This window comes from Pseudochrobactrum sp. AO18b (genome assembly GCF_000409565.1).
GTDB classification, from domain to species: Bacteria; Pseudomonadota; Alphaproteobacteria; order Rhizobiales; family Rhizobiaceae; genus Pseudochrobactrum; species Pseudochrobactrum saccharolyticum.
The window spans coordinates 20,789-34,802 of record NZ_ANNO01000140.1 but is presented as its reverse complement, the minus strand read 5'-3'; the positions used below and the strand labels follow the sequence as shown (position 1 = coordinate 34,802).

The following is a 14,014-nucleotide window of genomic DNA, read 5'->3' as shown; positions in this document are numbered from 1 at the left end:
GGGGGGGCTTTTTTGTTTCCGGAGCGTGAATTATTTGCGCAATTCGGCTTCAATTTCATCCAGAACCTTGTCTTTGCCGATACCGGTCAGAAAGGCGAGACCTTTGATGACCGGTTTGGTCACAGATGCTGAAATCGGTGTGGTCGAGACGATGAAATCCACATTATCAGCAAGAGACGGCACTTCCGTAGCTTTGGCCTGCTGAGCGTTGAAAGTGAGACCGCGCTTTTTCATTTCCTCGGTTACAGTGGCATTCACCGCTGTTGAGGTGGCGATGCCGGTGCCGCAGGCAAAGAGAATGGTTTTCTGTTTAGCCATGAGGTCGCTCCTTATAATATTATTTAACCGAGTAGTTTTTTAAGGTCGTCTGTTGTCTGTGCCAGTTTCAGCCCGTCGAGAATCTCCGGTGACTGAATTGCGCCCATGATAGATTGCAGTGTTTCAATCTGCTTGTCCTTATCATTGATGGCAAGCAGGAACACTGTGCCGACGCCGACTGTTTCATCCGGATCTTCCATATTTGCGAAATCAACCGGAGTTTTCAGCGTGGCCATGGCAATTGCTGCTTTCAGCACATGCTCAGGATCAGTATGCGGCACAGCCACATTGTCAGTGCGCTCCAGCGGCAGGCCGGTCGGCATGGATTGTTCCCGTTTCACAACCGCATCGGCATAGCTGTCTTTGACATAGCCGAGCTGATGCAACCGGCTGGCCAGGAGACGGATAACCTCCTCATTGGTTTTTGCCTCAACGCCGAGCAGAATTGCGTCAGCTGTAAGGGAATTGAAGAGGCTGGTAGCCATCCTGTTTCTCCGTTTACTATGAATATTGTGCATTTACCCCGCGATAACGGGGTAAATGCTTGAGATGATTATCAGGCTGCGGCCTGATCTGCAGGTTCATCAGCGGCACCGGCTGCACGTTCCCAAGCCAGCGTATTGCGGCGGTAGAGTACAAACAGAGCAGCCACAACCACAGCCAGCACGCCGATACCGGCAACGCCAAGCCACTGAATTGCTTCAATGATAACATATGGAATCCACAGGAAGCCATCGACCACCGAAGTAATCTGCAAAGCATTATCCGGCAGCTTGAAGCCCGAAGAGACGGCGGCGCTGGTGAACAGCGGTGCCAGAGCATTAGCCACATAGAAGCCGATTGTCAGCGTGATTGTACCGACAATAACCATGCGGAACACATTGCCTTTCAAAAGCGGGGCGGTAAGCGCCACGATGAAAGGAATAACCGCAAGATCAGCAAACAGGATAACGCGGTTACCCGGCAGGATAACCGAGAGCAGGATGGCAATCGGCACAAGGATCAGCGATGAAGAAATCGCAGCCGGATGACCGATCAGGATTGCTGAATCAAGGCCCACCAGCAATTCGCGGTCGCCGGTGCGCTTGCGCACAAATTCCTGCGCGGCATCGGATACCGGCAACAGGCCTTCCATCAGAATTTTCACCATGCGCGGCAGCAGCAGCATTACAGCGGCCAGTGTCATACCGGTGCCGAGAACTTTAGCCAGTACCGTGCCGAAATCACCGGCATTGTAGAAAGCGATGGTTCCCAGAACCAGACCGATAATCAAGCCGAGCACTACCGGCTCCCCGAAAACACCGAAGCGGCGTTCAATGGTTTCTGTGCTGATATTGACTTTGTTAATGCCCGGAATACGGTCGAGAACCCAGTTTACGACAATGGCAATCGGCAGAATTTGCGCCGATGCAATATGCGGAACAGAAATGCCTGGTACATCATAGAATTGCTGAACGGCACGCGCTGACCAGTCGGCAAACAGCAACGACAGCGCGGCAACCAGTGCTGCAATGGCAATACCATAGGCCAGATTGTCGGTCGCAGCGACAACGAGCGAGCCGATAAAGGCGAAGTGCCAGAAGTTCCACACGTCAACATTGAGTGTGCGTGTCCAGCGCATCAGCAGCAATGCAATATTGACCGCGATGCCGACCGGAATAACCCACAGGCCGACGGAAGAGCCGAAGGCAATGGCGGCGGCAGAAGGCCAGCCCACATCAACAATGTCACGCTTGATACCGGTATTGGTAACGATTGCCTGAGCCACTTCACCGATTGAGGTGAACATCAGGCCAAGCACCAGATTGATACCGATAAAGGCAACGCCGATGGTGACGGCGGCACGAAACGCCTTGCCGACCTTTGCCCCAAGGATGACGGCGATAATAAAGATCACGATTGGCAGCAGGACTGTTGGCCCCAGTGTATCAATCGCGGATTTCAAGCCATTCAGGAATTCATTCATATCTCCAAGCCTCCCGGGATATGTAAGAGCGTTATTATGTTGTGATGCAACATTTGTTTTTTAGTTAATACCAAAGTGTATCTGCGAAATTTATATCCAAGTCAATCGGGGGCAAATATGACCTGAAGAATTTCGCTCTTAATAAGCCGTGTTTTTAGCGGAAAATATACAGAAATTTACGCAGATCAGAATTTTTCCCTGATGCCACTCATTGGTTTTAGTGCCGCTGCTGCGGCGTGATTTTGCACTTCTGTGCCGTGACCTGCGACTGTTTTACTGCTGATGAATTGAACAGAGGTATTGACTTGAATACAAATGTTCAATACCCGATTATAGAACTGATAAAATCAGACAGAGCGTCAAGCACCCAAAACGCTCTCAGGAGGAACTCATGACCACCAATGTTGCGCTGACAGGGCTTGCCCGCGATATGAAGGCCCGTGCTGATAGCGGCAGGCCAATTCGTATCGGCCTGATCGGATCAGGTGAAATGGGCACGGATATTGTGACCCGTGTTGCGCATATGCCCGGTATTGAGATTGGTGCTATTTCCGAATTGCGAGTGCCGAATGCGCTGAAAGCTGTCGATATTGCTTTTCAGGAAAGCGGTCATGGCCGCGAGGTTAATACGGCATCCGATCTGACTGCTGCTATGGAAGCGCACAAAGTTGCTGTTACCGACAATGCCGATCTGATCCTTGAGAATGATCTGATTGACGTGGTGATTGATGCGACGGGCGTGCCTGCCGTCGGTGCGGAAATCGGTCTGCGTGCCATGGAGCACGGCAAGCATCTCGTCATGATGAATGTTGAAGCTGATGTAACCATCGGCGCTTATCTGAAAAGCGAAGCGGATCGCCTCGGCGTTACCTATTCACTTGGTGCCGGTGACGAGCCGTCTTCCTGTATGGAGTTGATTGAGTTCGTATCTGCTATGGGGCACCCGATTGTTGCTGCCGGTAAAGGTAAGAACAATCCGCTCAATATTGATGCCGTGCCGGACGCCTATATGGAAGAAGCCATTCGCCGCAATATGAATGTGCGCATGCTGGTGGAATTCGTTGATGGTTCCAAAACCATGGTTGAAATGGCGGCAATCGCCAATGCCACCGGTCTGGTACCGGACAAAGCCGGTATGCACGGCCCTGCGGCAACCCTCGACCAGCTCTCCTCAACACTGATCCCTGAAAAAGATGGCGGCGTGCTCTCTCGTGTGGGCGTGGTTGATTATACTATCGGCAAGGGCGTGGCACCGGGCGTGTTTGTTGTCGCTGACATGTCCCATCCGCGTATTTCCGAGCGCATGGAAGACCTGAAAATGGGCAAAGGCCCGTATTTCACATTCCATCGTCCTTATCACCTGACCTCGCTGGAAGTGCCGCTGACCTGCGCCCGCGTCGTGCTCTATGGCAAGCCGGACATGGTGCCGCTGGATAAGCCGGTGGCGGAAGTCGCTGCTGTTGCCAAGAAGGATATGGCGGTCGGTGAAACCCTCGATGCCATCGGTGAATATTGCTACCGCGCATGGATCATGACGGCCGGTGAAGCCCGCGCCGCTAAAGCCATTCCATGTGGTTTGCTGCAGGGCGGTGTCGTTACTGCACCGATCAAAAAAGGTGAATTGATCACCTATGCCAATGCCGCTGTGGCAGCAGGTTCCAAGATCGCAGAATTGCGCGCCCGTCAGGACAAGCTGGTCTACGGCGCCTGACATTTTTGAATTTGATATATGGCCTCATCAGGCCCCCGTTCTGATGAGTGCCTTGAGGAGTAAACTTTGATGGCTCAGGTCAAAAAGGCTCAGACGGACGATGGTGCGAAGGGTGATTTGCGCAATCTGCCTTTTGCTTTCCGTGAATATTCACCGGAAAAGCTGAAAGAAGCGCTGCATAAAATGTATCTGATCCGCCGCTTTGAAGAAGGCGCGGAAGAAAGCTACACCCGCGGTCTTATTCACGGCACCATGCATCTGTCCATCGGGCAGGAAGCCAGCGCTATGGGCATCTGCCTGCCGCTGGAAGAAAATGACATGATCGGCTCGACCCATCGCGGTCACGGGCATTGTATCGCTAAAGGTGCTGATATCGGCCGCATGTTTGCCGAGTTCTTCGGCAAGGAAACCGGCTATTGTAAGGGCCGCGGCGGCTCCATGCATATTGCGGATGTTTCCAAGGGCAATCTCGGTGCCAATGGTATCGTCGGCGGCGGTATTCCGATTGCTGTGGGTGCTGCGCTGTCGGCCAAGAAACAGAAAAACGGCAAGGTCGTTATTTCCTTCTTCGGTGACGGGGCCAACAATGAGGGCGCGTTTCACGAAGCACTGAATATGGCTTCGGTCTGGAAGCTGCCTGTGGTTTTTGTTTGTGAAAACAACGGCTATGGCATGTCAACCTCGACCAAACGCTCGACAGCGGTTGAAAATATTGCTGACCGTGCGGTGGCCTATAATATGCCGGGTGTGATTGTTGACGGTAATAATCTCTCTGACGTGGCTGAAGCTGCTCATGAGGCGATTGAACGTGCGCGTCGCGGTGAGGGGCCGACCCTGATCGAGAATAAGACCTATCGCCTGCGCGGCCATTCCAAGAGCGACCGCAACCGTTATCGTACCAAGGAAGAGATCGAGGATTGGGCAACCAATCGTGATCCGATTGCCCGCTTTGAGACCGATCTGAAAACCTACGGCCTCATTGATGATGCCGAAATTGAAACAATCCGCACCAATGTCGAAAAAGAGATCGCTGACGCTATCGAGTTCGCCAAGAACAGCCCGTCACCGGATCTCTCCAATCTGACACGCGACGTATACACGGACTGATAGAAAAATGGACACGACAATCCGTGAGTTGAGTTATTCGCAGGCTATTCAGGAAGCGATGGCAATCGCCATGGAGCGCGATGAACGCGTTTTCCTGATGGGTGAAGATATTGGTGTTTACGGCGGTGCTTTTCAGGTCACCGGCGATCTGGTGCATCGTTTCGGTGAAGACCGCGTGATGGATACGCCGATCTCCGAGCTTGGCGGTGCCGGTGTTGCCGTCGGTGCTGCACTGACCGGTATGCGTCCGATTTTTGAATTCCAGTTCTCTGATTTTGCGGCGCTCGCAATGGAGCAGATCGTCAATCAGGCGGCAAAAATCCGTTACATGCTGGGCGGCGCGGTTTCCGTGCCGCTGGTGATGCGCTTTCCTGCCGGTTCCGGCACCGGTGCCGCAGCGCAGCACAGCCAGAGCATTGAGGCATGGCTTGGTCATGTGCCGGGTCTGAAAGTTGTCCAGCCGTCTACCCCTTATGATATGAAGGGCATGTTGCTGGCAGCGGTTGAAGATCCTGATCCGGTGATGATCTTCGAGCATAAGCTGCTTTACAAAATGAAGGGCGAAGTCCCTGAAGGCTATTACACCGTGCCGCTTAACAAGGCGAAAGTGGTGCGTGAAGGTACAGACCTGACCATCGTTGCCTCGGCAATTATGGTGCATAAGGCGCTGGATGCGGCTGCTGAACTGGCCAAAGAAGGCATCAATGTTGAAGTGATTGATCTGCGTTCCGTGCGCCCGATTGACCGCGAAACCATTATTGCCAGTGTGAAGAAAACCTCGAAACTGATGTGCGTTTACGAGGCGGTCAAGACATTGGGTATCGGCGCTGAAATCAGTGCGCTTGTCGCTGAAAGCGATGCATTTGATTATCTTGATGCTCCGATCATTCGTCTTGGCGGTGCGGAAACACCAATTCCTTATAATCCTGATCTTGAACGGGCAACGGTGCCGCAGGTGCCGGATATTCTCAAAAGCGCCCGTGAACTTGTGAAGGGGGCGCGCTAGTCATGGCTGTCGAAGTCATCCTGCCTAAAGTTGATATGGATATGGAGACCGGCCAGATTTCGCGCTGGTACGCCAAGGATGGCGATACGGTCACCAAAGGTCAGTTGCTGTTTGAGATTGAAACAGACAAAGCCGCTATGGAAGTGGATGCACCGGCATCCGGTATTCTCGGCGATGTGTCTGCTGCGGAAGGCGCAGTCGTGCCGGTCGGTCAGGCTGTTGCATGGATTTATGCTGAAGGCGAGGAGCGGAAAGCTGCCAGCAAACCGGTTTCAGAACCGGCTGTTGAACCGCAAATATCGCCTTCAGTCTCTGAAGCCCCCGCTGTGCAGCCGGTTGTTACCCCCGCGCCGGTTGCACAGACTGAAATTGCAGGCATTCGTGCAACACCGCTGGCGCGCAGGCTGGCAAAAGATGCAGGTCTTGATCTGAGTGCGGTACAGGGCTCCGGTCCTAAAGGCCGGATTCAGAAGAAAGACATAGAGTCCAATTTGGCGGCTGCGGCACCTGCTGCTTCGCCGGTGCAGGCCACTGTACCTCGTCCGGTTGTCACATCTCCGGCGCAAGCTGCGCTCAATGCTGTCTGGTTGCGCCAAGGTGAAAGCGGGCAGCTGCCGATTGTGCTGATCCATGGCTTCGCGTCAGATCTCAATAGCTGGCGTATGTTGCTGGCCGGCGGTACTTTACGCAATCCGGTTCTGGCGCTTGATCTGCCAGCCCATGGCGGCTCACCACGCTACGTGCCGGAGAGTATTGATGCGATTGCGGCCAGTGTGGAAGCAACACTGGCAGCGCATGGAGTTGAAGCCTGTATTCTGGTCGGTCATTCGATGGGTGGCGCTGTTGCGGCTGTCACAGCCGCGCGCGGCATTGCTGATGTGCGCTCGCTGGTGCTGATTTCCTCTGCCGGTCTCGGCCCGCAGATCAATGGTGCATTCCTCAACGGTCTGGTGCAGGCCAAAAGTGAAGCAAGCATTGTGCCCTGGCTGAAAGAACTGTTTGCCGATGAGAATATGCTCTCCAGAGCCTTCATCAATGCAACGGTTGCGCAGGCTCAGGATACGGAATTGCGCGAAGCACAGGCCGGTATGGCGGCGCATTTATGTGCGGACAATACGCAGACATTTGAAATCCGCTCAAGCCTTGAGGGGCTGGCAATTCCTGTACGGCTGATCTTCGGTGCGCAGGATCGCATTATTCCCGTGGCTCATGCCCATGGCCTGCCGGGAGAAGTTGGTGTGCATGTGTTCCGCAATTGCGGACATATGCCTCAGCTGGAGCAGCGTGATGCTGTGCTGCGTATCATCAGCGAGTGCAGCAGGGCAGCACAATAAAATTGCAGAAAACAGGCTGCATACCGTTCCCTCTGTATAGCCTGTTTTTCTGATCCACCCCCGCCGGATGCAAGGCTTTCCTTTCCATCCTGCGGGGGATTTTTTATTTTAATTTTGTGATGGCTGCGTGAGTGCAACGGCAGGATTGTCTGCGCCGAGTGCACGCTGCACTGCCGCGCGTGCCGAGGCAAAATCCGGCATCACCCAATTGGGTTCCTGTCCCAAAAACTTGTCGAGAAAGGCGATGGCAAAACCCGGCATTTCAGACGCATTTTCTTTATACGTCCACCAGGTGCGCAGATCATTGGCGCTCTGGTCGATATCGGGGCTTATGCCGAATTCCTGTTCCTGTATCGCGGCAATCGCACAGATACAGTAATTGGTATAGAGAAAACCTTCCGGCCAGAAACCGATGATTTCGTTCAAATTTTCCATCTCGCCGGTCAGAACTTTATCCGGCGCATTCACGGCTCTGGCGGGGCTGAGGCGGATCAGTTCTTTAAGAACCAGACCGGCGGCAAAAATAATGAAATCCTTGCGGTCAACAGCAGCATAATGCTTGTTCTGATTGACCAGCTCGATCCAGTTGAGAAAGGCTTCCGTCAGGCGTTTTTCATCAATATCATAGCGCATACCGGTCATTTCGGTAATCAGACCGGCATGTTTACGCAAAGTCGCCCGAAACCAGCGCAGTTGACGCAGCCTGTGCCGTAAATCAGGCACATTTGCCATCTGGTTTTTGAATAGCAGATCCATCATGAGCTCTTTCTTGTATCGGTCTTTTATGCGGGCACTTTATTGACAGTAATCATAAGCGATGACAGGAGAAATGTCATGGTCCATTCGCTTTGACCTGCGTGTAATGAATTATACATATTGACATTGAAAAAAACAAATGTTCTCTAATTCACTCGGGAGAATGAGCTGATGACGGGTTCAGAGGCAGTCGGGAGGATATCGTATGGCGATATGGCAATGGGCATTATTAGCTTTGGCATTGCTCTGGGGTTTCCAGTCGCTGGGTGTCTGGTTCCAGATGCGTCACTATACCGATGTCATGAAGGGCATCAGCAATAAATACAAAGACGGATATGTTGGTGCCGGTCATGTGCGCGGGCGTTTCGGTAAGGGCGTTATTGTTCTGATCGTGGTGGATCGTGATCTGGTTGTGCGCAGATTGCTGGAGATGAGCGGTCGTACAGTCTTTGCCAAATTCACCCGTCGTGATGCTTTTGAAGGGCTGACACTGACCCAATTGCGGGAGCAGCTGGAACAGGACGCATTTCAGCCGGCTGTGGCACATGCGGTGCGTTCTGCAATCGAACAGGCCGAAAGGCTGGCTGATACGTCTGACGGAGAGACCGGACTAACCGGTCTGAAGACAGCGGAAGCCTGAACTAAAAAAGAGTAGGGGAGGCCGCATGTCCGGTGCGGCAATCAGGGAGGTAATATGTCAATTACAGCAATGTTGGCACAACATGCCGACGTCACCATGCAATCCCTGCATCATGCGGGGGGGCTGGTATCCGACGTAGTGTTAAACGCAGGGCTGCACAGCAAAATGGCGGTGCAGCAAAGTGGCAATGATCTCGTGGTATTGGCACAAGCCAGCACCGATACGGGAACAGCGGCTGCAACCGGTGGCAATATCACTGTCGATCAGTTCCGTGAACGCCTGCAAAATGTGCAGCAGGAAGAACAGCTCGGCTGGCTTACCGCTTTGGGTAAACACTTTATCGGTGTGTTCCAGAAGGGCGGCGAGGTTCTGACCGGCTTTGTTACCGGCATCATCCCGACACTGATCGTGCTGATGACCGCTTTCTACGCGATCACCGAACTGGTGGGAGAAAAGCGCGTGCATGGTCTGGCGCGCGGTGCCGGACGTATCGCGCTGACCCGTTATACGGTTTTGCCTTTACTTTCTGTTTTCTTCCTGACCAATCCGATGGCCTATACATTCGGGTCGTTTCTCGAAGAAAAGCATAAGCCTGCATTTTACGATGCTGCGGTTTCCTATGTGCATCCGCCGCTTGGCCTGTTCCCGCATATCAATCCGGGCGAATATTTTGTCTGGGGCGGCATTCTTGTGGCTCTGCTGGAGCTGGAAAAGAAGGGCGCAGTGCCGGGCGGTTATCATATCACTGTGGCGATCTGGTATGCGCTGGTCGGTCTCGTAGTGATCCTGCTCAAAGGTATGCTGACAGAACGTATTACCGCCATTATGGCGCGCCGTCAGGGCATTGAGCTCTGAGGGGCGGGAGGGGAACATGGCAAAAACCTATAAATCCGTAACAATTAATCCGGGTTCCGGCGGCTGGGGCGGCCCGTTGACCATTCAGCCGACCGAACAGCGCAACAAGGTTGTTTCTGTCACCGGTGGCGGTATTCACCCGATTGCCCGTCAGATTGCAGACCTGACCGGTGCTGAAGCGGTTGACGGCTTTAAAAGCCCGCCGATTGAAAGCGAAATGGCTGTTGTAATCGTGGATTGCGGCGGCACGGCACGTTGCGGTGTGTATCCGCGCAAACGTATTCCGACGGTTAATGTGATGCCGGTCGGCCAGTCAGGACCATTGGCACAGTATATTACCGAAGATATCTATGTGTCGGGTGTGAAGTCTGAAAATATTGCCCTTGCAGATGGTTCCGCACCAGCTGCTGCCGCTGCGACACAGACCAAGGCTGAGGCACCAGCTGCTGCACCGGTTGAACAACCTTCTGAGGGCGGTCTGATCGGCTTTATCAGCAGTGTTGGCCGTGTAATGGGCGGTATTGTCGGCGTATTCTTTAATGCCGGTCGCCGTACCATCGATCAGGTTATCCGTAACGTATTGCCGTTCATGGCTTTCGTTACCATGCTGATCGGCTTCATCCTCTATACCGGCATCGGCGATATTCTCGCACAGCCGCTGGGGCCGCTTGCCAATAATATTATAGGCCTGCTGATCCTCTCCGCAATCTGCGGCCTGCCGTTCCTGTCACCGGTTCTCGGACCTGGTGCGGTGATTGCGCAGGTGGTTGGTGTGGCAATTATCGGGCCGCAAATTGCCAATGGTACAATTGCTCCGGCAATGGCTCTGCCTGCACTGTTTGCCTATAACACGCAGGTCGGTTGTGACTTCGTGCCGGTTGGTCTGGCATTGGGTGAAGCCAAGCCGAAAACCATCGAGATCGGTGTTCCTGCGGTTCTTATCAGCCGTCAGATCATGGGGCCGGTTTCGGTGCTGATTGCATGGGCTGTGAGCCTGATGGTTCTTTAAACTAACACATACAATACAAAGAGCGGTCTGGTCGCCAATGACTGGCCGCTCTTGCAAAGCAGAATAGATTGAAAGGTTCCGCCATTATGACAATTTCTCTTAAAACGCGGATTACCGCTGTGGGTCCTGAAGTGGCGGATCTGGCTGAAGGCGGCGTTGTTATCCTGTTTGCTGACGGCTCTCCGTCAGAACTGGCAGAGGTTTCTGTGCTTCATGCGGTGGAAGACCAACCGTCTGCTGAAGCCCCTGCAACCGGCGCAAGGATCAGCATCGGCTCGCTGGAGGCGACGATTACCTCTGTCGGCTCCAGCGCATGGCAGAAAGTGTTGGATATCGGCCATGTGGTGATTTCGTTCAATGGTGCCGAGAGCACTGAGCGTCCGGGAGAAATTTGCGCTTCCGAAGTGGATACGCAGGCGCTGGTGGCGCAATTGCAGACCGGTACCGCGATTATCATTCACGCATAAATTCAGACTATTGAAACAGGTATAGCATGGAACGCTCGACAATCGTACGGGTGCATGAAGGTTTACATGCACGGCCGGCTACCCGCTTTGTAAAGCTTGCCAAGAGCTTTGAATCGGACATTGAGATTGCTAAAGCGGACAAAAGCGTCAGCGCAAAAAGCTCCGTGAAGCTGATGCTGCTCGGCGTTAAGGAAAATGACACGGTGACCGTGCGTGCCGAAGGTGCGGATGCGATTGAGGCACTGGAAGCGCTGATCGGCTATCTGGAAAATCCGCTATCGGGTCTGGATGAAAATGCGGATGCTCTTGTTGTTGCGAGCGCGCCTGCATCTGTTGAACCAATAGTTCCGGCTGTTACGCTGGCAGAGCCGGAAGAGACCGGTTTCATCACCGGTATTGCCGCCAGTGAAGGCGTGGCAATTGGTGAGGCCTATCCGTTTTTCCCGCCGGAAATCTCTGCTGATAACCGCACGTTGAAAACCTCTGAAATACCCGCAGAACTTGCCCGTTTTCATGATGCTGTCGCGCATGTTCAGCAGCGTATGGATGCGGAGCTGAAAGCGGATAATCTTGCCGAGAGCGATCGCGGTATTATTGCGGCATTGAAGGATATTGCTGCGGACGAAACTTTGCTTGATGAAGCAACAGGACTGATCCGTGGCGGGCTGGATGCGCTCTCCGCCATGCTCGGTGCCAGTGCAGCCGTTGCCCGTCAGTTCTCAGAGATTGATGACCCTTATCTCAACGCCCGTGCCGATGACGTGCAGGCTGTCGGCCGTCAGATTTGTCTGGCACTTCTTGGGCAGCAGGATATCAGTCTGGAAGCCTTGCCGGATGGCGCTATTCTGATCGCTGAAGATATCGGTGCATGGGATTTCGCCCGCGCACCACTGAAAAAGATCGGTGCGATTGTCTGTGGTCATGGCGGCGCAACGTCCCATGTGGCGATCATTGCCCGCACCCATGGTATTCCGGCGGTGCTCGGTCTGGGTAAAGCGGTGCATCAGCTGAAAGATGTGAAGCAGATTGCTGTTGACGGCAGCAAAGGCCGTGTCGCGCCGGATCCGGATGAAGCAATCTGTGCGGATTTCAAGCAGCGTATTGCAGACGCGAAGCTTGAAAAACAGGCTTTGGAAGCCTATCGCACCATGATCCCGCAGCGGGCCGATGGTACGGTGATTGAGGTTGCGGCCAATCTCGGTGCGCTGGAAGAGATTGAGGTGGCGCAGGCTGCCGGTGCGATGGGCGTCGGCCTGTTCCGTACCGAGCTGCTGTTCATGAAGCATATGCATCTGCCATCGGAGGATATGCAGACGGAAACCTATTCAGCCTTGCTGAAAGCTTTTGCACCTTATCCTGTGATTGTACGCACGCTTGATATTGGCGGGGACAAGCCGATTGCCGTTATTGAATTTCCGCAGGAGGAAAATCCGTTTCTCGGCTGGCGCGGTATCCGTATGTGTCTTGACCGGCCGGATATTTTCAAGCCGCAACTGCGTGCCCTGCTGCGTTCTGCCGTGCATGGTCAGCTTAAAGTCATGCTGCCGATGATCTCGGATGTGGCGGAAATCCGCGCAACCAAAGCTTTGATTGAGACATGCAGACAAGAACTGCTCAGTGAGGGCAAGGCTTGCGGTCAGTTTGACCTTGGTGTGATGATTGAAACACCTGCTGCTGTTTTTGCTGCACAACAGCTGGCACAGGAAGCCGCTTTCTTCTCAATCGGCACCAATGATCTGACCCAATATGTTATGGCTGCAGACCGGCTTAACCCAACCGTTGCCAAGCTGAATGATGTTTCACATCCGGCGGTCATGGCTGCCATCGAGATGACTGCAAGAGCAGGCGTGCAAGCCGGTATTATGGTGGGAATGTGCGGTGAGGCGGCAGCAAGGCCGGATCTGATTGCAGAATTTATCCGCATGGGGCTGACAGAACTGAGCATGAGTCCCGCTTCCATCCCGCGGGCAAAGAAGCTGATTTCTGAGCTTAAATAAATTTAAACACCGCTGCAAAACGCAATGTTGCAGCGGTGTTTTTTGCCTTTACGGCAGATGAAAAATCAGTGTGGCAAACAGTTTTTGCAGAGCCGCTTCATCCTTGTTGTGCAGGCTTTCAAGAATGCGCTCGCCGCGTGCTTCCACTGCCAGCAGGGCGCTTTCCAGATTATCAATATTTTCCATATCGACCGGTTTGGCCGTTGCCAGTCCACAGGCCAGACTAATGGCCGCAAAGCCTGAAATCAGGGCTTGTTCGGACAGACTGCTGGACTGGCGCACCGGCTGCTGGCGCAATATTTCCTGAAACAGCGCCGTGCACAATCGGGCAGTCTGCTGGATCACATCAGTTTTCGGGTCATGCAGGCGGGTAATATCCGCACTATAGCGCTGTTTCATATGATTATAGACCGACATGAAAACGGCTTCCTGAATCAGCACGTTTTCTGCTTTGTTGCGGCGCAACACGGCCTTGGTCAGATAATACATATCGCGATGAAACGCGCGCTGCCCTTCCTGCCCGCTTGTGAAATAGAAGTTCAAACCCTGCACATCCGGCGCAGTGTCATGAATGGACGGATTGTCGGAAACCAGAGAAATCGAGATATTTTCAGCGGTGCTGAATGCTTTGTCCATCACGATTGCCGCAACATGTGCAGCACGGTTGAGGACAATATCCGGCAAGATTGCCGGTTCCGGAGCCTCATTCTGGCCGTGACGGGTACGGCGCAGGGCATAACGCAGGCCTCGCAGCTTGTCTTTGATACTGACGGCGATGTCGTTCGGAATGTCCTGATGCATGGTCGTTCATCCTGCGCGCATGATGCGGGTATAACCCGAAATGATGA

The 14,014-nt window shown here is 53.5% G+C and carries 14 protein-coding genes; 9 read left to right on the top strand and 5 right to left on the bottom strand.

The window, feature by feature from the left end:
* Positions 1 to 30 precede the first annotated feature (30 nt).
* From A918_RS0106030 to A918_RS0106020, 3 genes are all read right to left on the bottom strand, one after another.
* Positions 31 to 318: a PTS sugar transporter subunit IIB gene (locus tag A918_RS0106030; RefSeq protein WP_022710189.1), complete on the bottom strand. Its 288-nt coding sequence runs from the start codon at positions 316 to 318 to the stop codon at positions 31 to 33.
* A gap of 23 nt (positions 319 to 341) precedes the next feature.
* Positions 342 to 803: a PTS sugar transporter subunit IIA gene (locus A918_RS0106025; protein WP_022710188.1), complete on the bottom strand. Its 462-nt coding sequence runs from the start codon at positions 801 to 803 to the stop codon at positions 342 to 344.
* Positions 804 to 874: 71 nt separating this feature from the next.
* Positions 875 to 2,284: a PTS galactitol transporter subunit IIC gene (locus A918_RS0106020; protein ID WP_022710187.1), complete on the bottom strand. Its 1,410-nt coding sequence runs from the start codon at positions 2,282 to 2,284 to the stop codon at positions 875 to 877.
* A gap of 391 nt (positions 2,285 to 2,675) precedes the next feature.
* Here A918_RS0106020 and A918_RS0106015 point away from each other — a divergent pair, with 391 nt between their 5' ends.
* From A918_RS0106015 to A918_RS0106000, 4 genes are all read left to right on the top strand, one after another.
* Positions 2,676 to 3,995, top strand: coding sequence for an NAD(P)H-dependent oxidoreductase (locus tag A918_RS0106015; protein ID WP_022710186.1), 1,320 nt, complete (start codon positions 2,676 to 2,678; stop codon positions 3,993 to 3,995).
* 69 nt (positions 3,996 to 4,064) lie between these two features.
* The gene (locus A918_RS0106010) at positions 4,065 to 5,102 is read left to right on the top strand and encodes a thiamine pyrophosphate-dependent dehydrogenase E1 component subunit alpha (protein WP_022710185.1); all 1,038 of its coding nucleotides are present in this window, start codon (positions 4,065 to 4,067) and stop codon (positions 5,100 to 5,102) included.
* A gap of 7 nt (positions 5,103 to 5,109) precedes the next feature.
* A complete protein-coding gene (locus A918_RS0106005; protein WP_022710184.1) occupies positions 5,110 to 6,108 on the top strand; it encodes an alpha-ketoacid dehydrogenase subunit beta in 999 nt (332 codons plus the stop codon).
* Positions 6,109 to 6,110: 2 nt separating this feature from the next.
* The gene (locus A918_RS0106000; RefSeq protein ID WP_022710183.1) at positions 6,111 to 7,442 is read left to right on the top strand and encodes an acetoin dehydrogenase dihydrolipoyllysine-residue acetyltransferase subunit; all 1,332 of its coding nucleotides are present in this window, start codon (positions 6,111 to 6,113) and stop codon (positions 7,440 to 7,442) included.
* Between the two features lie 108 nt (positions 7,443 to 7,550).
* Here A918_RS0106000 and A918_RS0105995 read toward each other — a convergent pair whose 3' ends face one another.
* Positions 7,551 to 8,198 (bottom strand): hypothetical protein, encoded by a 648-nt coding sequence (locus tag A918_RS0105995; protein WP_028233453.1) that lies wholly within the window; start codon positions 8,196 to 8,198, stop codon positions 7,551 to 7,553.
* Positions 8,199 to 8,403: 205 nt separating this feature from the next.
* On the opposite strand from A918_RS0105995, the gene A918_RS0105990 reads away from it, so the two are divergent.
* From A918_RS0105990 to ptsP, 5 genes are all read left to right on the top strand, one after another.
* Positions 8,404 to 8,838 carry a transcriptional regulator GutM gene (locus tag A918_RS0105990; protein WP_022710181.1) on the top strand — a complete coding sequence of 145 codons (435 nt, stop codon included), beginning with the start codon at positions 8,404 to 8,406 and terminating at the stop codon, positions 8,836 to 8,838.
* Positions 8,839 to 8,892: 54 nt separating this feature from the next.
* Positions 8,893 to 9,693 (top strand): PTS glucitol/sorbitol transporter subunit IIC, encoded by an 801-nt coding sequence (locus tag A918_RS0105985; protein ID WP_022710180.1) that lies wholly within the window; start codon positions 8,893 to 8,895, stop codon positions 9,691 to 9,693.
* 16 nt (positions 9,694 to 9,709) lie between these two features.
* Positions 9,710 to 10,702, top strand: a complete 993-nt coding sequence (locus A918_RS0105980; protein ID WP_022710179.1) for a PTS glucitol/sorbitol transporter subunit IIB — start codon at positions 9,710 to 9,712, stop codon at positions 10,700 to 10,702.
* Positions 10,703 to 10,788: 86 nt separating this feature from the next.
* Positions 10,789 to 11,169: a PTS glucitol/sorbitol transporter subunit IIA gene (locus A918_RS0105975; RefSeq protein WP_028233452.1), complete on the top strand. Its 381-nt coding sequence runs from the start codon at positions 10,789 to 10,791 to the stop codon at positions 11,167 to 11,169.
* Between the two features lie 26 nt (positions 11,170 to 11,195).
* Complete coding sequence (gene ptsP, locus A918_RS0105970) at positions 11,196 to 13,166, top strand: phosphoenolpyruvate--protein phosphotransferase (RefSeq protein WP_022710177.1); 1,971 nt, start codon at positions 11,196 to 11,198, stop codon at positions 13,164 to 13,166.
* Between the two features lie 48 nt (positions 13,167 to 13,214).
* On the opposite strand, the gene A918_RS0105965 is transcribed toward ptsP, so the two are convergent.
* Complete coding sequence (locus A918_RS0105965) at positions 13,215 to 13,967, bottom strand: hypothetical protein (protein WP_022710176.1); 753 nt, start codon at positions 13,965 to 13,967, stop codon at positions 13,215 to 13,217.
* Positions 13,968 to 14,014 lie beyond the last annotated feature (47 nt).